General features: G+C 53.0%; 17 protein-coding genes. 8 read left to right on the top strand and 9 right to left on the bottom strand.

Annotated elements, in window-relative coordinates; all coding sequences use genetic code 11:
- The first annotated feature begins 28 nt into the window (after positions 1 to 28).
- Genes thiC through thiH form a run of 6 tightly spaced genes read left to right on the top strand, consistent with a single transcriptional unit; the run spans position 29 to position 6068 of the window.
- Positions 29 to 1978, top strand: coding sequence for a phosphomethylpyrimidine synthase ThiC (thiC, locus tag DYA43_RS14255; RefSeq protein ID WP_024373625.1), 1950 nt, complete (start codon positions 29 to 31; stop codon positions 1976 to 1978).
- Between the two features lie 3 nt (positions 1979 to 1981).
- Positions 1982 to 3187 (top strand): thiamine phosphate synthase, encoded by a 1206-nt coding sequence (locus tag DYA43_RS14260; protein ID WP_061057062.1) that lies wholly within the window; start codon positions 1982 to 1984, stop codon positions 3185 to 3187.
- On the top strand, positions 3174 to 3980 hold the full coding sequence (locus DYA43_RS14265) for a HesA/MoeB/ThiF family protein (RefSeq protein WP_061057063.1): 807 nt from the start codon (positions 3174 to 3176) through the stop codon (positions 3978 to 3980). The genes DYA43_RS14260 and DYA43_RS14265 overlap by 14 nt, the downstream gene beginning before the upstream one ends.
- The gene (gene thiS / locus DYA43_RS14270) at positions 3977 to 4183 is read left to right on the top strand and encodes a sulfur carrier protein ThiS (protein ID WP_061057064.1); all 207 of its coding nucleotides are present in this window, start codon (positions 3977 to 3979) and stop codon (positions 4181 to 4183) included. The genes DYA43_RS14265 and thiS overlap by 4 nt, the downstream gene beginning before the upstream one ends.
- Positions 4184 to 4188: 5 nt before the next feature.
- Positions 4189 to 4953, top strand: coding sequence for a thiazole synthase (locus tag DYA43_RS14275; protein WP_061057065.1), 765 nt, complete (start codon positions 4189 to 4191; stop codon positions 4951 to 4953).
- Between the two features lie 2 nt (positions 4954 to 4955).
- Complete coding sequence (gene thiH, locus DYA43_RS14280; RefSeq protein WP_061057066.1) at positions 4956 to 6068, top strand: 2-iminoacetate synthase ThiH; 1113 nt, start codon at positions 4956 to 4958, stop codon at positions 6066 to 6068.
- An 88-nt stretch (positions 6069 to 6156) separates the two neighbouring features.
- On the opposite strand, the gene choV is transcribed toward thiH, so the two are convergent.
- The 8 genes from choV to DYA43_RS14320 form a co-directional block, all read right to left on the bottom strand.
- On the bottom strand, positions 6157 to 7341 hold the full coding sequence (gene choV / locus DYA43_RS14285; RefSeq protein WP_061057067.1) for a choline ABC transporter ATP-binding protein: 1185 nt from the start codon (positions 7339 to 7341) through the stop codon (positions 6157 to 6159).
- Positions 7341 to 8180 (bottom strand): choline ABC transporter permease subunit, encoded by an 840-nt coding sequence (choW, locus tag DYA43_RS14290; protein WP_061057068.1) that lies wholly within the window; start codon positions 8178 to 8180, stop codon positions 7341 to 7343. The genes choV and choW overlap by 1 nt, the downstream gene beginning before the upstream one ends.
- A 51-nt stretch (positions 8181 to 8231) precedes the next feature.
- Complete coding sequence (locus DYA43_RS14295; protein ID WP_061057069.1) at positions 8232 to 9161, bottom strand: choline ABC transporter substrate-binding protein; 930 nt, start codon at positions 9159 to 9161, stop codon at positions 8232 to 8234.
- A 10-nt stretch (positions 9162 to 9171) separates the two neighbouring features.
- Complete coding sequence (gene betA, locus DYA43_RS14300) at positions 9172 to 10893, bottom strand: choline dehydrogenase (protein WP_061057070.1); 1722 nt, start codon at positions 10891 to 10893, stop codon at positions 9172 to 9174.
- Between the two features lie 9 nt (positions 10894 to 10902).
- Positions 10903 to 12363, bottom strand: coding sequence for a betaine-aldehyde dehydrogenase (gene betB / locus DYA43_RS14305; RefSeq protein WP_061057071.1), 1461 nt, complete (start codon positions 12361 to 12363; stop codon positions 10903 to 10905).
- Between the two features lie 8 nt (positions 12364 to 12371).
- Positions 12372 to 12977: a transcriptional regulator BetI gene (gene betI, locus DYA43_RS14310; RefSeq protein ID WP_020433587.1), complete on the bottom strand. Its 606-nt coding sequence runs from the start codon at positions 12975 to 12977 to the stop codon at positions 12372 to 12374.
- 286 nt (positions 12978 to 13263) lie between these two features.
- Entirely contained in the window at positions 13264 to 15054 is a 1791-nt protein-coding gene (locus DYA43_RS14315; RefSeq protein WP_061057072.1) for an aminopeptidase P family protein, read from the bottom strand.
- Positions 15055 to 15168: 114 nt separating this feature from the next.
- Positions 15169 to 16110 carry a LysR family transcriptional regulator gene (locus tag DYA43_RS14320; protein WP_020331872.1) on the bottom strand — a complete coding sequence of 314 codons (942 nt, stop codon included), beginning with the start codon at positions 16108 to 16110 and terminating at the stop codon, positions 15169 to 15171.
- A 144-nt stretch (positions 16111 to 16254) separates the two neighbouring features.
- On the opposite strand from DYA43_RS14320, the gene DYA43_RS14325 reads away from it, so the two are divergent.
- Entirely contained in the window at positions 16255 to 17415 is a 1161-nt protein-coding gene (locus DYA43_RS14325) for a multidrug effflux MFS transporter (protein WP_172465301.1), read from the top strand.
- Positions 17416 to 17519: 104 nt separating this feature from the next.
- The gene (gene tsrA, locus DYA43_RS14330; protein ID WP_004724296.1) at positions 17520 to 17801 is read left to right on the top strand and encodes an H-NS-like global regulator TsrA; all 282 of its coding nucleotides are present in this window, start codon (positions 17520 to 17522) and stop codon (positions 17799 to 17801) included.
- A 40-nt stretch (positions 17802 to 17841) separates the two neighbouring features.
- Here the strand turns inward: tsrA and asnC are convergent, their stop codons facing one another.
- A complete protein-coding gene (asnC, locus tag DYA43_RS14335; RefSeq protein WP_020331877.1) occupies positions 17842 to 18306 on the bottom strand; it encodes a transcriptional regulator AsnC in 465 nt (154 codons plus the stop codon).
- Positions 18307 to 18345: the final 39 nt, after the last annotated feature.

Raw genomic sequence — 18345 nt, forward strand, 5'->3', positions numbered from 1 at the left:
CCCTAAAATCCTAATAAAGGAAAATGCTATGTCGAATCGCAAACAAGCGAGACTGGAAGCCAAACAGTTTATTGAAACCCTCTCGGTACAGCCGTACCCAAATTCAAAGAAAACCTACCTGACTGGTTCGCGCGATGATATCCGCGTGCCAATGCGCGAAATCTCTCTCGCCGATAGCCTGATTGGCGGCACAAAGGAAGCGCCCGTTTACGAACCGAATGAACCAGTGTGCGTGTATGACACTTCTGGTGTGTACACTGATCCTGATTACACCATCGACCTCTATCAGGGGCTGCCTAAGCTGCGTGAACAGTGGGTTATGGAGCGTGAGGATACCGAAGTTCTCGCGGGAATGAGCTCGGAGTACGCACGTGAGCGTCTGGCTGACCATACACTGGATGAACTGCGTTACGGTAACCTGCCAATCATTCGCCGTGCTAAGGCGGGCCGCCGCGTGACTCAGCTTCACTACGCGCGTCAGGGAATGATCACTCCAGAAATGGAATACATTGCGCTGCGCGAAAACATGGGCCGTCGTCGTTACCAAGACGAGCAGTTGAACCGTCAACATCCGGGACAAAACTTTGGTGCCAACCTGCCAAAAGACATTACACCCGAATTTGTTCGTCAGGAGGTCGCCGAAGGTCGCGCAATCATTCCATGCAACATCAACCATCCTGAATCGGAACCGATGATTATCGGTCGCAACTTCTTAGTGAAGGTGAATGCGAACATCGGTAACTCCTCAGTGAGTTCGTCAATTGAAGAGGAAGTTGAAAAACTGGTTTGGGCAACCCGTTGGGGCGGCGATACCGTAATGGATCTGTCGACCGGGCGTAATATCCACGAAACGCGTGAATGGATTCTGCGCAATAGCCCCGTGCCGATTGGTACGGTACCCATGTATCAAGCATTGGAAAAAGTGAATGGTATTGCCGAGAACCTGACCTGGGAAGTGATGCGCGATACGTTGTTGGAACAGGCAGAGCAGGGTGTGGATTACTTCACCATTCACGCCGGCCTGCTGCTGCGCTACGTGCCGATGACTGCGAAGCGAGTGACGGGTATTGTTTCACGCGGCGGTTCTATTATCGCTAAATGGTGTCTGGCTCATCATCAAGAAAACTTCCTTTACACTCACTTCCGTGAAATCTGCGAGATTTGTGCGAAGTATGACGTGGCACTGTCGCTGGGCGATGGCCTGCGTCCGGGTTCGATTGCTGATGCTAACGATGAAGCGCAGTTTGCCGAATTGAGAACATTGGGCGAACTGACTAAAGTGGCGTGGGAATACGATGTGCAGGTGATGATTGAAGGCCCAGGGCACGTGCCAATGCACATGATTAAAGCCAACATGGATGAGCAGCTGGAACATTGCCATGAAGCACCATTCTACACTTTAGGCCCATTAACTACCGATGTTGCTCCGGGTTATGACCACATCACTTCCGGCATTGGTGCCGCGATGATCGGTTGGTTTGGTTGTGCCATGCTGTGCTACGTGACACCTAAAGAGCACTTAGGGTTGCCGAATAAGGAAGATGTAAAAACCGGGCTTATCACCTACAAGCTCGCTGCCCATGCGGCTGACTTGGCCAAAGGGCATCCTGGCGCGCAGATTCGCGACAACGCGCTGTCTAAAGCGCGCTTTGAATTCCGCTGGGAAGACCAGTTTAACCTGTCGCTGGATCCGGTGACTGCGCGTGCGTTCCACGATGAAACGTTGCCGCAGGAGTCAGGCAAGGTCGCGCATTTCTGTTCGATGTGTGGTCCGAAATTCTGTTCGATGAAAATCTCGCAGGAAGTGCGCCGCACGTACGCCAACACCGACATGGCCACCGGCGAACAAGCCATTCAGGTCAAGATGCTCGACGATCCGCTCGAAGGCATGCGCCAGAAGTCTCAGGAGTTCTTAGCCTCAGGATCCGAACTTTATCACCCAGCGGTTGCGTCTGCAGAGACAGTGACTGAGGAATAAATTGTGAAATTACTTATCCCATCTCAGTGTATTGAACTGACGGGAGAAGTGCAGCGGGTGCTATTGCTCGCCGAACAACAGGGCTTTGCGATTGGACATATCGAGTTGGGCGTGAGCCCAACTCCTTATTTGCAACTTGTTGGCGACACGACTCTCAGTTTGTCCTGTAATTGGTTTACTCACGTTCAACCTGATGCGGATTGGGTGCTGCACTATGGTGCTGCGGCCAAAGATTTGCCTGCCATTCACGTGCATGATGGTTGGATTTTTATTGGCGAAGAGCCGCACCAAGGCCGTGTTATTGATCGTTGGCAACATTCAGACGAAGTCCGTCGCCTGCTTCAGGTTAAAACGCTGGAACCTGCCGACTGTTGGCGTCATTTAGCATGGGTGCTGGCGTGCTTGAGTCTTGATTTCCCTATCGAAGATGCTTTGGTTTTGAGTCGAGCAGCCTTGAATGTTTCACGTGAAACATGGCCATGCGACTACCGACACTTTCCTCAACCACAAACCCAAGCCAACCTTTCCGCTTTTCCAACCCTGACTCCGGAATCACTGGGTGTTTACCCGGTGGTGGATGATGTCCGCTGGATCGCGCAGCTATTACCGCTGGGTATCACCACCATTCAACTGCGCATCAAAGACCCGCATCAAACCGACTTGGAACAGCAGGTGATTGAAGCCATTCGTCTTGGCCGCGAGTTCGGGGCGCAGGTATTCATTAATGATTATTGGCAACTGGCGGCAAAACATGGTGCTTACGGCGTGCATCTGGGGCAGGAAGATCTGCAGACGGTCGATTTGAATGTGCTATTGGAGAATAACCTTCGACTGGGTTTATCCACCCACGGTTACTTTGAATTGCTGCGCATTCACCAATTGGCGCCGAGCTATATTGCCTTAGGTCATATTTTCCCGACAACCACTAAACAGATGCCTTCTAAACCGCAGGGACTGGTGCGCTTGGCGTTGTATCAGCGACTGCTTGATTCGATGCCTTATGGCGACGCAGTTGGTGTGCCCAGTGTGGCGATAGGTGGGATTGATGCGCTCAATGCTGAGCAAGTTCTGGCGTGCGGAGTAAGCAGCATTGCGGTGGTGAGAGCCATCACTGAGGCAAAGAACGTGGCCGCGGCTGTCGACACGTTGCAGCATATCTTAGCGTCGTCGCTGGCGTCGGCTAAGGAGCGCAGTAATGTTGTCGGATGAACAATTTGTACGGTATCAGCGCCAGATTTCGTTGACTGAGATTGGCGAGCGTGGTCAACAAAAGCTACTCAATGGCCGAGTCTTGGTCGTCGGTTGTGGCGGTTTAGGCACCGCCGCGGCGCAATATTTGGTGGCAGCCGGTGTCGGCCATCTGGTGATTGCCGATGACGATTGCGTTGAGCTGTCCAATTTGCATCGCCAATTGGCGTATCGTGTAACTCAGCTCAAGCAACCGAAAGTCGTCGCCTTGGCACAAACGCTGGCAGCCATCAATCCTGAATGCCGGGTCAGAACCGTGCAGCGCAGAATGGACAGTAATGTACTGAGCTTGGAAGTCAGTCAAGCTGATATCGTGCTGGATTGCTGTGACAATCTGGAAACGCGTCATGCGATCAACGCCGCCTGTTTTTCTGCGCGCAAGCCACTGATCTCGGGTTCGGCGATTGGCTGGGAAGGTCAGTTGGTGGCGTTTGATTTTGCCCATCAGCCTCTAGGTTGCTATCGCTGCTTGGTGCCGGATGATGTGACGCCAACCACAGGGCGTTGCACCGATCTAGGTGTGATGGGGCCTGTGGTAGGTTCCATCGGCAACCTTCAGGCGCTGATGGCGATGCAATGGCTGCTGCAACTCAGCAACTTCCAATCTCATCAGGTGATGCGTTTTGATGGCTTTACCATGCAGTGGCAAAAGTGGCGCTTGCTGAATGACCCCGATTGCTCGGTTTGCAGCGCGTCTCAATCCGACCATCAAACCACGAACCTGGCATCCCCAATCAATGAGGACGTGTTATGACCATCACGATTCACATCAACACGCAGCCGCACTCCGCGCAAGCCGGTAGCACCTTGGCGAATGTGCAAACTCAGCTTGAACTACCCGTGCAAGGCTGCGTGTTTGCGATTAACGATCAGGTTATTCCTCGTGGTTTATGGCACCAAATGGTGCTCAACGACGGTGACCACATTTCTCTTTTTCAGGCGATTGCAGGAGGCTGAACGCCATGTTAACCATAGCTGATAAAACTTTTCGTTCCCGCCTTTTAACCGGGACGGGCAAATTTGCCAATCGTCATCTGATGGCCGACGCTATTCGTCATTGTGAATCTGAGCTGGTCACGATGGCGCTTAAGCGCGTCGATTTAGCCGAACGTGATGATGATATTTTGGCTCCGTTGATTGAAGCGGGGATTCATTTATTACCGAACACCTCGGGGGCGAAAACAGCGCGCGATGCGGTTTTTGCTGCGCACTTAGCTCGTGAAGCATTGGGGACGTCGTGGCTCAAACTGGAAATCCACCCAGACCCGAAATACCTGATGCCTGACCCGATCGAAACGTTGAAAGCGGCGGAGCAGTTGGTGAAAGATGGCTTTACCGTGCTGCCGTATTGCCATGCCGATCCGGTACTGTGTAAGAGGCTTGAAGAGGTGGGCTGCGCTGCGGTCATGCCGCTCGGTGCTCCGATTGGCACCAATCAGGGGCTGAGTTCAAAGACCTTTCTAGAAATCATCATCGACCAGGCGAACGTGCCAGTGATTGTCGATGCCGGCATTGGCGCACCTTCGGATGCGGCGCTGGCGATGGAGATGGGTGCTGACGCCGTGCTGGTGAATACCGCTATCGCTACTGCGCGCGACCCGATTGCGATGGCGCGTGCCTTCAAGCTCGCAGTGGAAGCGGGGCGACTGGCTTATGAATCTGGTCTGGCGGCGCAACACCAACACGCTGCCGCATCGAGTCCGTTCACTGCATTTCTGGATGGTTAACGATGAGCTTTGTACAACGATTCAACCAACTTGATTGGGATGACATTAAGTTGTCGGTGTACGGCAAAACCGCGGCTGACGTTGAGCGAGCACTGGCGAAAAGCAAACGCGACGTGGAGGACTTCAAGGCTCTGATTTCTCCGGCTGGTGAAGCGTATCTGGAACAAATGGCGCAACTGTCTTATCAGGCGACTCGTCGCCGCTTTGGCAACACCATGTCGTTTTACATTCCGCTCTATCTGTCTAACCTGTGTGCCAACGCCTGCACGTATTGCGGTTTTTCCATGGAGAACCGCATCAAACGTAAAACCTTGACACAAGCGGAAGTGGAGAAGGAGATTGCGGCGATCAAACAGATGAAGTTCGACAGTGTGCTGCTCGTTACTGGTGAGCATGAAACCAAAGTTGGTATGAACTACTTTCGCCAGATGCTGCCCGTGATCAAGCAGTCGTTCCATTATCTGGCGATGGAAGTGCAACCGCTGAAGCAGGAAGAGTACGCTGAGCTGAAAACCTTAGGGCTCGACGCAGTAATGGTGTATCAGGAGACGTATCATCCATCGACGTATGCGCAGCATCATTTACGTGGCAACAAGATGGATTTTGATTTTCGTCTCGACACACCAGACAGATTGGCCAAAGCAGGGATCGATAAAATTGGCTTAGGGGCACTGATCGGTTTGGAGGACTGGCGCACCGACTGCGTCTACGTTGCTGAGCATCTTCACTACTTGGAGAAGACTTATTGGCAATCGCGTTATTCGATTTCGTTCCCGCGTTTGCGGCCCTGTGAAGGGGCACTACAGCCGAAATCGGTCATGAGTGACAAACAACTGGTGCAGTTGATTTGCGCGTTTCGTCTGTTGAACTCGGAAGTGGAGCTGTCATTGTCGACCCGTGAGACGCCACAGTTTCGCGATAACGTGGCGATGTTGGGTATCACCAGTATGTCGGCGGCATCGAAAACTCAGCCGGGCGGTTATGCTGATCCGAAAGCCGAACTGGAGCAGTTTGCGACCAGCGATGAGCGTCCTGCCTGGCAAGTTGAGCAGGTAATCAAAGCCAAGGGTTTGGAAGCGGTTTGGCACGATTGGCATGCCGTTTACTCTGGCTAAGCGGTGATAATGTTTCACGTGAAACACATAAAGGCGACCTTTTGGTCGCCTTTATTTTATCTGGCGCAGCGAAATATTTTCATTGGATTCAAGCTGCTTGAGCCTGATGATACTTTCCAAGCAACGCGTGATAGAAGTCGTGATCGCTCAAGGTACCCACCAGACGATTGTTCTCCATCAGCAGAATCGGGTTGCCAGTGTGGTAGCGAATTTCAATTGCATCACGCATATCGATATCCGGACTGGCCATGACCAAAGATTGTTGGCTCAGCTGATGATGCTGCATCTCGGCGTGCCATTGAATCAGCTTCAATGGCGTATCACCAGACACGACCCATTGCTGCTCGCGCTGTTCAACCCACACATTCGACTGCTGACAGATTTGCCAGCGACCGTTGTCTTGAATGAGGTCGTCACAGCTGTTCATCAGCGAGCGACCTTTCAGAACGTTGAGCGGATTTGTGTGGGCAACAAAGTCCTGTACGTATTGCGTTTTTGGCGTCAGGACAATCTCTTCCGGTTTACCATACTGAATCAGTTTGCCTGATTCCATGATTGCAATGCGTGAGCCAATCTTAAGCGCTTCATCCAGATCGTGGCTGACGAATACGATGGTCTTATTGAGCTGTTGTTGCAGGCTTAACAATTCATCCTGCAGTTGGCTGCGAATCAGCGGGTCGAGGGCGGAAAACGGTTCATCCATCAACAAAATATCGCTGTCCATCGCAAAGGCGCGGGCCAGACCGACGCGCTGCTGCATACCGCCGGATAACTCATGGGGAAATTTCTTCTCCCATTCCGACAAGCCGACCATGGCCAGCTTTTCACGTGCGCGCTGGCGGCGTTCGCTTTTACCGATGCCTTGCATCTCCAGACCAAATGCCACGTTATCCAGCACATTCAGCCACGGCATCAGCGCGAACTTCTGAAAGACCATCGAGACTTTATCGGTACGCAGGTGACGTAAGGTTGCTTCATCGCAGTGCGCAAGGTCGACACAATTGTCGCCATCCTGTATTTTCAGGGCGCCACGCGTAATCGGGTTGAGGCCATTCACAGCTCGCAGCAGGCTGGATTTTCCCGATCCTGACAAGCCCATCAACACGCAGATTTCACCTTGTCGAACATTCAAGCTGACATTATCCACACCCACGACTAATCCTGTTTCGTCGATGATTTGCTGACGACTTTTGCCTTGGTCCAGCAGGTCGAGAGCGGGTGCTGTGTTGGCACCAAACACCACATCCAGATTTTCAATACTGATAGCGTTCATTACGACACCTCCTTGCTATTGGGTGCTTTGCATAAACGGTCGAGAATGATCGCGACCAGAACAATCGCCAGCCCAGCCTCAAATCCCTGTGAAATATTGACGGTGTTGAGCGCGCGAATTACCGGTTTACCTAAACCATCGGCACCGACTAGAGCAGCAATGACCACCATCGATAACGACAACATGATGCACTGAGTCACGCCCGCCATGATGCTGGGTAATGCGGCCGGCAATTCGACTTTGAACAGCAATTTCATATCGCTTGCACCAAACGCTTTACCCGCTTCAATCAGTTCTTCCGGCACGCGAGTCACGCCGAGATAGGTCAGGCGAATCGGTGCAGCGATAGCAAAGATAATGGTGGAGATCAGACCCGGTACGATACCAAGGCCGAATAGCACCAGAGTTGGAATCAGATACACGAAGGTCGGTACCGTTTGCATCAAATCGAGAATCGGGCGCATCACGGTGTACATCCAAGGTCGGTGCGCGGCCATGATGCCCAGAGGTACGCCAATTAATACGGAAATCGTTGTCGCGGCAAACACCAAAACAAAAGTTTCCAGCATTTCCTGCCAGTAGCCCAGGTTGAGAATCAGCAGCAGCGCCGCGATGATAAAAATGACCAGTGACAGACTGCGGTGCAGCCACCAGGCGAGAGCGGCGGTGACCATGATCGGTACTGCTGGAGGAAACCATTTGAAGACATCGACCAGCACCATGATGATGCTCTCGAGCAGAAATGAGATGGCGTCGAAGAAGCCGGACGCGTGCAGAGTCAGCCAGTCGACCCCGGTTTCCATCCAACTGCCTAACGGAATTTTGTGATCGCTAATCATAGTTTGATAAGTCCCTTAAGAAAGGTGGAGTGGAACTCCACCTGTTCCGAGTTAAACGTCTGAGTTGAGGTAGTCTTTGATGGCTTGCTCAGCAGGTTTGCCATTGAGTGTGGTTACCTTGTTGAGCCACTTTGACAATACTTCCGGGTGCTCACGCAACCACGCTTTGGCCGCCTTCGATGGTTGCTGACCTTGGTTGAGGATCGCCTCCATCAACGCATTTTCCATCTCCAGATTGAAAGAGAGGTTGTTGAGCAACTGGCCGACATTCGGACATTGTGAAACGTAGTCCTGACGCACGTTGGTATACACGTTGGCCCCGCCGTAGTTCGGGCCGAAGAAATCGTCACCGCCGCTGAGATACTCCATCTCAACGTTGCTGTTCATTGGGTGTGGCGCCCAACCGAGGAAGGCGATCCACTCGTGTCGGCGCACGGCGCGTTTCACCTGCGACACCATACCGGCTTCGCTCGATTCAACCAGATCGAATGATTTAAGGTCAAAAGCGTTCTTGTCGATCATCGACTGAATCAGGCGATTGCCATCGTTACCCGGTTCGATGCCGTAAATACGGTGCCTGAACTCTTCTGCGTGTTTGGCCAGATCAGCGAACGATTTCACCCCGGCGTCATACACGTATTTCGGTACCGCCAGCGTGTATTTGGCGCCTTCGAGATTGGCGCGCAGCGTGTCTACTGTGCCAGAGTCACGGTACTTGGCAATGTCGCCTTCCATAGTCGGCATCCAGTTACCGAGAAAGACATCAATGTCGCCGTTCGCCATCGATGAGTAGGTGACCGGTACGGACAACAGGTCGGTTTTGGTCTGATAGCCGAGACCATGCAGCAGTTCCGTTGTCACTGCGGTGGTGGCCGTAATGTCGGTCCAGCCGACGTCGGCGAAGCGAACGGTGCTACAGCTGTTGGCGTAGGCGTTGAGTGAGAGCAGCGTGGCTGCCGTGAAGGTCATGACTTTACGCATGGGTATTTCCTTATTTTGTTATCAATTCCACAGACGGTTGAGTATCCAGCGCACGTTTTGGCGCGGTTTCTCGTTGTTGGGTCTGCCATTGCGGTGCGATCCACACAGGGGCTTCGCTTGGGGCAAGCAGTGCTTTACCCAACAGAAGGTCTGCGGCGCGCTCGGCGACCATAATGGTCGGCGCGTTTAAATTGCCGTTTGGAATGGTTGGAAAAACGGACGAATCCACCACTCGCAGCCCCTCAATTCCCCGTACCCGGCAAGCGCTATCGAGTACGGCCATCGCATCGTCGTCGGCGCCCATTTTGCAGCTGCACGACGGGTGATAGGCACTTTCTACGTTTTGTTTCACCCAGGCGTCGATGTCAGCGTCACTGCTGACCGCCAGACTGGGTTGAATTTCGTCACCGCGATAACTATCCAAAGCAGGTTGAGCCAGAATTTCACGCGTGAGGCGAATGCAATCACGCCAATCCTGAATATCCTGCTGCTCGGAAAGGTAACGGAACAAAATGGCTGGTTTGTGCTTGGGATCGGCGGAACGAATCCAGATACGACCACGGCTTAATGGTTTGTTCGGGCCGACATGGACCTGAAAACCATGGCCGTCGAACGCGGTTCGTCCGTCATAGCGCATAGCAGCTGGTAAAAAGTGGTATTGAATGTTGGGCCACTTGAGTCCGGCGCGAGAGCGAATAAACGCACAGGACTCAAAATGGTTGGTGGCGCCCAAGCCACGTTTGGTCAGTATCCATTCGGCACCAATCATGCCTTTACTGAGCAAACCCAGCTTACTGTTCAGTGTGATCGGTTGTTGGCAGCGATACTGGAAATAAATCTCCAGATGATCCTGCAAGTTTTCGCCCACACCGGGCAGTTCGTGTTGTACTTCAACGCCGGCATTTTCCAGTACGTCACGCGGACCAATGCCGGAAAGTTGCAGCAGTTGCGGAGAGCCGATCGATCCGGCGCAAGAGACCACTTCACGGTTGGCAAATGCCACCTGAATCTGGCCGTTGCGTTCAAACTCGACACCAATTGCGCGCTTGTTTTGCAGCACCACCTTGCGGCTCAGCACACCTTTCAGCAGGGTCAGGTTGTTGCGTTTGAGCGCGCGGCGCAGGTAAGCGTTGGCGGTGGAGGCGCGTACGCCGTGGTCGACGGTCATGTGCATCGGGCCAAAGCCTTCTTGCTGGTAACCGTTGTAGTCGTCAGTTTGCGGGTAACCCGCCTGCTGACCGGCGTCGATGAACGCCTGATAGAGCGGGTTGAGCCTCATGTCGTTGCCGTTGCAGGTCGCCAGTGGGCCATCGCCGCCACGGTATTCATCCGCGCCGCCGCTCCAGCGTTCAGCTCGTCTGAAATACGGCAAGCACGACGCGTAATCCCAGCCTGTAGCACCTTGCTGTTGCCACTCATCAAAGTCGCAGGCGTGGCCTCGGACATAAACCATGCCGTTGATTGAAGAACTGCCGCCGAGCACTTTGCCACGCGGGCAGTGCAGGGCGCGGCCATCGAGGCCGGGCTCTGGCAGTGATTCAAATTGCCAGGCGTATTTGTCGCTGTTCATCGGGTAAGAGAGCGCGGTGGGCATCTGAATGAAGATGCTTTTGTCACTGCCGCCGGCTTCGAGCAGCAGCACTGAGTGTTCATCACTTTCCGTCAGACGATCGGCCAGCACACAACCTGCCGAGCCCGCACCGATGATGATGTAGTCAAAGTGTTGTTTCATGCTGTCTCCTTACGCATACGGACCGACGAAATCATCCAGTTCCACCAACACACTTTTTGTCTGAGTGTAATGGTTTAGCGTTTCGATGCCGTTTTCACGACCGACACCGGAGAGCTTAAAACCGCCAACAGGCATCGGAGCCGGAGAGTCTCCCCAGGTGTTAATCCAGCAAATACCCGCTTGCAGCTGGTGGATGACACGGTGCGCGCGCGACAGGTTCTGAGTGAACACGCCTGCGGCTAAACCATAGTGCGTGTTGTTGGCGCGCTGGATGACCTCCTGCTCGTCGCTGAACTTCATGACGGCCATCACCGGACCAAAGATTTCCTGCTGCACAAAACTCATCGCTTCGTCGCAGTCGACGAACACCGTCGGCGCAACGAAGTTACCGTTAGCCAGTCCGTTGTCCGTCACCTGATAGCCGCCGGTCAGCAGTTTGGCACCGCTTGTTTTGGCGCTGTCGATAGCGGCCAGCACTTTGTGCATGTGGTTTTTGGAAATCAGCGCACCAATCTGTGTGTTCGGATCTTGCGGATCGCCCACGATCAGTTTTTCAGTGCGACGCTTCAGCTGATCGATGAATGCGTCGTAAAGGTTTTCATGCACATAAACACGGGTACCGTTAGTACACACTTCGCCTTGGGTGTAGAAGTTGGCGGTTATCGTTGCGGAAACCGCCTGATCCAGCTTGGCATCATCGAACACCAGCAGTGGTGACTTGCCGCCAAGCTCCATGGTGACGGATTTGAGTGTGCGCGCGCTGTCCGCCATCACAGCTTTACCTGTGCCGGTTTCACCCGTGAAGGAAACTTTGGCAATCGCCGGGTGCGCGGTCAGCATCTGGCCGACGCGGCCATCGCCTTGCACGACGTTAAACACACCATCCGGCAGGCCCGCTTCGGTGAAGATTTCCGCCAGTTTCAATGCGCTGAGCGGCGTTTCTTCGGACGGTTTAAAAATCATTGCATTCCCCGCGGCCAGAGCCGGGGCCGATTTCCACATCGCGATTTGCATCGGGTAGTTCCACGCACCAATCCCGGCGCAGATGCCTAACGGCTCTTTGCGGGTGTAGAAAAACTGGCTGGCGGAGAGCGGCTGTTGCTCGCCTTGCAAGGCAGGAGCGAGGCCAGCGAAGTATTCGATGACGTCAGCGCCGGTGGCGATATCAACGCAATCTGCTTCCTGAATCGGCTTACCGGTATCGAGTACTTCCAGTAGCGCCAGTTCGTCGTTGCGTTCACGCAATATGGCGACTGCTTTGAGCAGAATACGGCTGCGTTCGACTGCGGTCATTGCTGACCAAATCGCGAAACCGCGCTGCGCAGAATCAATCGCGTCCTGCACATCCTGAGCACTCGCAAGACCCAAAACCGCAAGCGGTTCGCCGGTGGCCGGGTTGTATGAGGTAAAGGTTTCCCCGGATGACGCGTGTTTTAACGCGCCATCGATATAAAGTGATGCTTTTTCCATTTGAAGACCTAGCTGGTTGTCGTCAGCGCATGCTGCGCCAGTTGTATTTCTAAGTAATCGTTTATCAATAACCGGGCTTGCTGAGCGTTGATTCCATCAGGATTCAGCGCACCGCGTAGCCAGATACCATCGATCAGAGCAGCGATCCCGTGTGCCACCTGTTGAGCGTGGTGACGGGGCAGAAGGGCTTTAAGTTCAATTTTAAGGTGAGAGAGCAGGCGTTGTTCGTTGACTCGTTGTAAGCGGTTCAACTGCGCGTCGTGCATCGAATAGGACCAGAACGCCAGCCAGGTTTTAACCACCTGACTTTCTGCCTGAAATCCTTCGAAGTTGGCATTCACGATGGCATTGATCCGTGCCTGATGCTCGTGCTGCGGGATTTTCGCCAGTGCCTGAGTGACGGTGACCGAATGTTCACGCAAAATCGCGCGCATGGTTTCTTCTAGCAGACCATGCTTGCCGCCGAAGTAGTGGTTAATGATGCCGGTGGATACCCCGGCTTCACGGCTGATCAGCGCAATACTGGCAGCATGCAATCCCACTCGTTCGATAACGGCCATGGTTGCTTGAACCAATTGCGGTTTGCGTATGTCGGGCATCCCAACTTTCGGCATCTGCACTCCTTATCATTTTTAATTGAACGATTAGTTAAATATACGTTAAACAAAAAATTGTTAGATCTCAAACTAAAATGTTGTGCAATTGGTGTTCTGTTTGGTTTTTGTTGCTTGATATTTTTATTAAAAACAACGAGATAACTGATAAATATTTTTTTTGATTTGAAGTGGAAACTTTAGAATTGTATGAAAATAGCAGAGGGTAAGTGGCAGGGAGGAAAGTGGATACAAAAAATCCCTTAACGATGGCTCGTTAAGGGATTGATAGCATTAAGATTTGCGCTTAAGCGTGGCTGATCGGTTGCGTTGCTTGACGCAACCAGGCTTGAACGTCGCCTTCCACCAGCGGGCTGACTTCGTTCCATACTTTGGCGTGGTAGTCATTCAGCCAGCTCAGTTCCGGTTTGGTCAGCATGTTGACGTTGATGGCTCGCACATCGATTGGGCAACGGGTCAGCGATTCAAAACCGAGCACGTTAAAATCACCTTGAGTGGCAATTTCGGTAACCAGTTCCAGGTTCTCAATACGGATCCCAAAGCCATCAGCGCGGTAGTAACCCGGCTCGTTCGACAGCACCATTCCCGGGCGCAGAGCGACATTGTTGAACACTTTGCCGATGCGTTGCGGGCCTTCATGCACACTCAGGAAGTGACCGACACCGTGGCCGGTACCGTGATCGTAATCGTAGCCATTGGCCCACAGATGCTGACGTGCCAGCACATCGAGCTGATGGCCGCAGGTGCCTTGCGGGAAACGGGCTTTGGCCAGTGCAATGTGGCCTTTAAGCACCAGAGTAAACTGCTGCTTCATCTCGTCGCTCACGTCGCCAATCGCGATAGTGCGGGTGATATCGGTGGTGCCGTCTGTGTACTGACCGCCTGAATCGACCAGATACAGCGTGTTCATTTCCAGCTGACCCGGTTGTGGCTGGTTCATGTGGTTGTAGTGACACATGGCGGCATTGCTGCAGGCTGCAGAGATGGTATCAAAGCTCAGATCTGCCAGAGTCGGGTCCAGCTCGCGGAACGCTTGCAGTTGATCGGCAAGCTCAGCTTCGTTGTGCAGGCGTCCGGCCGCCACTTCGCTGTCCAGCCAGGCAAGGAACTTGGTCATCGCCGCGCCATCGCGTACATGGCACGCTTTCATGCCGGCAATTTCGGTTGCGTTCTTAGCGGCTTTTGGCAGCAGACACGGATCGGCATCGCTCAGCAGCTCGACACCGGCATTTTGCAGTACCAGTGTAAACCAAGCGTTGCTGGTGGCTGGGTCCACAATCACGCGTTTTCCGCGCAGTTGCACCAGTTGTGATTCGAGAGTTTCCGGATGATGTACGCGCACACCTGAACCGACGTGGGCGTCAAAGCCTGCCGCCAGACGTGCCGGATCGAGGAAAAAGTCGACACTGGCGTCCGCATGCACAATCGCGTGCGACAGCAAAACTGGCAGGCGAGAGACATCCAGACCACGAATGTTGAGCAGCCAGCAGATGGAATCGAGCTCAGTCAGAATTGCGCTGTCGGCCTTTTTGCTGACCAGAATATCTGCGATGGTGCGGCGTTTGGTTGCGCTGTCGACGCCGACGAGCTCATTACCCATCAGGCGCATGTCAGAGACCACGGGAGCCGGGCGGTCATGCCACAGTTGGTCAATGGCGTTGCCACGGGTGGCGACCAGTTGCAGTTCTCCTTCCAGCGTGGTGTGCGCGGCTTTCAGCCAGCTTGCACGGTGCATACGTGGGTCGTAACCCACTTTGCTGCCCGCTGGCAGGGCGCTTTTCAGCCAGGCCAGATACGGTTCTTCAATCAGGTGACGATACTCAAACAGTTCTCCCGGAACTTGTTTGCGAACTTGTACGGTATAGCGACCATCGACGAAGATCGCCGCTTTTTCGCCGGTGATCACTGCAGCACCCGCTGAACCGGTAAAACCCGTCAGCCAATGCAGGCGTTCGTTGTGTTCAGGGACATATTCGCCGAGGTACTCGTCTTCGTGAGGCACAATGAGTGCATCTAAACCTTGTTGTGTCAGCCAGTTACGCAGTTCGGCAACACGTTGGGAAATGGATTGTGGCATCTGTGATTATCCTTATTAACAGTCCTTTGTGACGGCGCAGGCTGTGATCAGCTGGCCCGGGACAAGTGCGGATAAGCTACTCCTTTTACCAAAGGCGTGCAAATATCCGTCGCTTTATCTCAAGTGTAGTGTTTTGGTTTGAATGATCTGGCGCAGCCAGTTCAATGCCGGGTCGTTTTCCCGATCGCGGTGCCAGAACAGAGTGTAAGCCATCGGCGGAAATTCTAACGGTAACGGCAGCACCACCAAGCCCATTTGCTGCGCGACCAAATGAGTAAAATGGCTCGGCGCGGTAAACACAAAGTCGGTGTAGGTACACAAGCTGGCTGCGCTGTTGAAATCCGGCACGGTGATGGCGATATCACGCTCATAACCCATGTCTGCCAGTCGATAGTCGAGCAGCCAGCGGTCATTGCCATCGCAACGTACCTGCACATGACGCAGCGACAGGTACTGCTCCAGATTCCAGGGTTGGCTCAGGGCCGGGTGGTTATGACGCACCACACACATCTGGGTATCGCGGTAAATTTCCTGCTCGCAGATATCGCTCGGCGGCATCATGGTCAGCCGCGCATCGTTGATGTCGATGTCTTTCCCCGTAAGGCCAAAATCGAGTTCGCCCAGTTGTAGCTTCTTGAAAGTCTGATCTGTCCAGGCGTGTGTGCTGATGTTGAGATTCGGGCCCTGACTGAAAATGGCAGGCAAGAAATGCGGCAGGATCAACGGATAGACACTTTCCACCGTGGCGATGTGAAAGCGGTATTCACTCGACTGCGGAGAAAACTGTTCCGGCTGAGTGATGAGCTCGAGCTGGTTCACCAGAATGTCCAGTTTAGGTTTGAGAAACACCACTTTAGGCGTTGGTTTCAGGCCGTGCGAGGTACGAATGAACAACGGGTCGTCAAACTGCTCGCGCAGCTTGGCCAGCGATTTACTCACCGCCGACTGGCTGAGATAGAGGCGGTTGGCGGTGCGAGTCACGCTCAGCTCTTCACTGAGTACCTTGAGACACACCAGTAAGTTGAGATCGATGCGCGCTAACTTTTCAATCTTCATCTGATTTTCCTTTGAGGAATATTACGGATGATTATAAGCCATTTTTACGCATATCATGATTGCTCTATTATGCGCGAAGTCTCATTAATTTAGTTGGAGTAGAACGTGAGCGTGACGCAATCTGGCGGACCGAGTAAACAGCAAATGATATTACTGACGCTGTTGGTCCTGTTTAGCCCTTTGGCGATTGATATTTATTTGCCTGCATTGCCGCAGATCTCTCAGACGTTTCACGTGGAACACGCTCTGGCTCAGGACACGATTACTTGGTTTCTGTTTGCTATGGGTGTCGGTCAGCTGTTTGCCGGCCCACTGGCAGACAAACTCGGTCGTCGAACTGTTGCATTGGGTGGTATCAGCATTTATGCGGTGAGCGCTTTATTGGCGTGGAGCGCACAAAGCATTGAATGGATGCTGACAGCCCGTCTGCTACAAGGCTTAGGTGCATGTGCGACATCGGTAGCAGCCTTTGCGACAGTTCGCGATATCTTTGGTCCGCAACGCAGCGGCAAAATGATCAGCTACCTCAACGGCGCGATCTGTTTTATTCCTGCTCTTGCGCCGATTCTGGGAAGCTGGCTGACTCAACAGTTTGGCTGGCGCGCGAACTTCAGCTTTATGGCTGGGTTTGCGCTGTCGGTCGGCCTGTTGCTGCTGATGCGTATGAAAGAGACCAACCCAAGCACCGAAAAACAAGCGGTGTTTAAGCTGTCGCGCTACTGGTCGGTACTCAAGACACCATCATTTGTCTTCCATGCGTCATTATGTTTGCTGGCGATGGCAGTGATTCTGGCTTATGTGACATCCGCTCCTGTGGTGTTGATGGAACGCCTCGGCCTGACGATGAATCAGTTTACGTTCTGGTTTGGCGTCAACGCCGTGGTAAACATCATTGCCTGTATGACGGCGCCACGCGTGATGGATCGCTTCGGTACTCACACCACCTTAGTCATGGGCATCAGTTCGCTGCTGGTGGCTGGCGTGGCGATGGTGATGTTGGCGAGTGTGGCGACCGCATTTGCCTTTATGCTGCCTATCTTCCTTTCGTCGGTTGGGTTTGCCTGGATTCTCGGGGCGGCGGCTGGAAAAGCGCTGGCACCGTTCGGCGATAAAGCGGGTACGGCGGCGGCACTGTTAGGTTTATTCCAAATGAGTGGTTCTGGTCTGGTGGTCGGAACATTGCAACGTTTACACTTGGAGCCGCAAATGATGATCGCATTGCATATGTGGCTTATCGCTCCGGCCTTGATCATTCTGTTTTCAAAAGCAGGTCGCGCCTGGCATCAATGGGCTTTGGAGTCGTAGCGTAAGCTTTGGTAAATTCACTCAAAGGGCTATTTTCTAAATGAGATAAGGCGTGTATATTGTTGCCTCTCACCCTTTTAGTAATCACTTGGAATCACTAAACAATGTCTATGACAACCTATGAAATGGCCCGCATCTGGGAACAACTCGATGAGTCTCCAGAAAAGGTGATGTTCGGCAAATTGCTAGCAGAACTGGGTAACCAAAGTAGTGAGCGTGTTCGTAGTGCGGCTAAACAGGTACCACTGCCTGTGTTGCGTGATCTGGTTTTCCAGTTTCAGCAAGTGATTGATTCTCGTAAAAACGAGCAAGTGGATTTGCTGGCTAAAGAACTCGCCAAACAAGGTATCTCTCCAGACGAGCTGTTGAAATACCTCAATAAATAACGATATTGCGTAAAAAGCCCGGACTGAGTGCCGGGCTTTTTTATGGGTTGACGTTGCGGTTGATCGGGTTTTGCAGCGAGATCAGCGTTTCGGTCGACTGCACTTCATCAATCGCCTGCAACTTATCAATCAACACGTATTGCAACTCTTCGATCGACTTACACATCAGCTTAACGAAAATGTTGTACGCGCCCGTGGTGTAATAGGCTTCAACTACCTCATCCAGCGCATTGAGTTTGGCCAGCGCCGAATGGTAGTCACGCGCGGCGTTAAGGTTGATGCCGATAAAACAGCAGACGTCGTACCCGAGCTTTTTGGTGTTGACCACCACTTCCGTTCCCTGAATGATGTCGGCGGCTTTCATTTTTTCGATTCGAACGTGAATGGTGGCCGGACTGACGTTGAACTGCTTGGCCATTTCGGCGTAGGGCGTGCGGGCATCATCCATCAAAATTTTCAGAATCGCGCGATCCAATTCGTCCAGCTTTGTCGAGGCTACTTGCATATGAATTCCTGAGATTTGTGCAATTGGTCAGAATATCAC

The organism is Vibrio fluvialis, assembly GCF_900460245.1.
GTDB lineage: Bacteria > Pseudomonadota > Gammaproteobacteria > Enterobacterales > Vibrionaceae > Vibrio > Vibrio fluvialis.

Excerpts from the sequence above, each read along its gene's own strand:
- thiC (WP_024373625.1), top strand. The coding sequence starts at position 29 with ATGTCGAATCGCAAACAAGCGAGACTGGAAGCCAAACAGTTTATTGAA.
- DYA43_RS14265 (WP_061057063.1), top strand. The coding sequence starts at position 3,174 with ATGTTGTCGGATGAACAATTTGTACGGTATCAGCGCCAGATTTCGTTG.
- thiS (WP_061057064.1), top strand. The coding sequence starts at position 3,977 with ATGACCATCACGATTCACATCAACACGCAGCCGCACTCCGCGCAAGCC.
- DYA43_RS14275 (WP_061057065.1), top strand. The coding sequence starts at position 4,189 with ATGTTAACCATAGCTGATAAAACTTTTCGTTCCCGCCTTTTAACCGGG.
- thiH (WP_061057066.1), top strand. The coding sequence starts at position 4,956 with ATGAGCTTTGTACAACGATTCAACCAACTTGATTGGGATGACATTAAG.
- choV (WP_061057067.1), bottom strand. The coding sequence starts at position 7,341 with ATGAACGCTATCAGTATTGAAAATCTGGATGTGGTGTTTGGTGCCAAC.
- choW (WP_061057068.1), bottom strand. The coding sequence starts at position 8,180 with ATGATTAGCGATCACAAAATTCCGTTAGGCAGTTGGATGGAAACCGGG.
- DYA43_RS14295 (WP_061057069.1), bottom strand. The coding sequence starts at position 9,161 with ATGCGTAAAGTCATGACCTTCACGGCAGCCACGCTGCTCTCACTCAAC.
- betA (WP_061057070.1), bottom strand. The coding sequence starts at position 10,893 with ATGAAACAACACTTTGACTACATCATCATCGGTGCGGGCTCGGCAGGT.
- betB (WP_061057071.1), bottom strand. The coding sequence starts at position 12,363 with ATGGAAAAAGCATCACTTTATATCGATGGCGCGTTAAAACACGCGTCA.
- betI (WP_020433587.1), bottom strand. The coding sequence starts at position 12,977 with ATGCCGAAAGTTGGGATGCCCGACATACGCAAACCGCAATTGGTTCAA.
- DYA43_RS14315 (WP_061057072.1), bottom strand. The coding sequence starts at position 15,054 with ATGCCACAATCCATTTCCCAACGTGTTGCCGAACTGCGTAACTGGCTG.
- DYA43_RS14320 (WP_020331872.1), bottom strand. The coding sequence starts at position 16,110 with ATGAAGATTGAAAAGTTAGCGCGCATCGATCTCAACTTACTGGTGTGT.
- DYA43_RS14325 (WP_172465301.1), top strand. The coding sequence starts at position 16,255 with ATGATATTACTGACGCTGTTGGTCCTGTTTAGCCCTTTGGCGATTGAT.
- tsrA (WP_004724296.1), top strand. The coding sequence starts at position 17,520 with ATGTCTATGACAACCTATGAAATGGCCCGCATCTGGGAACAACTCGAT.
- asnC (WP_020331877.1), bottom strand. The coding sequence starts at position 18,306 with ATGCAAGTAGCCTCGACAAAGCTGGACGAATTGGATCGCGCGATTCTG.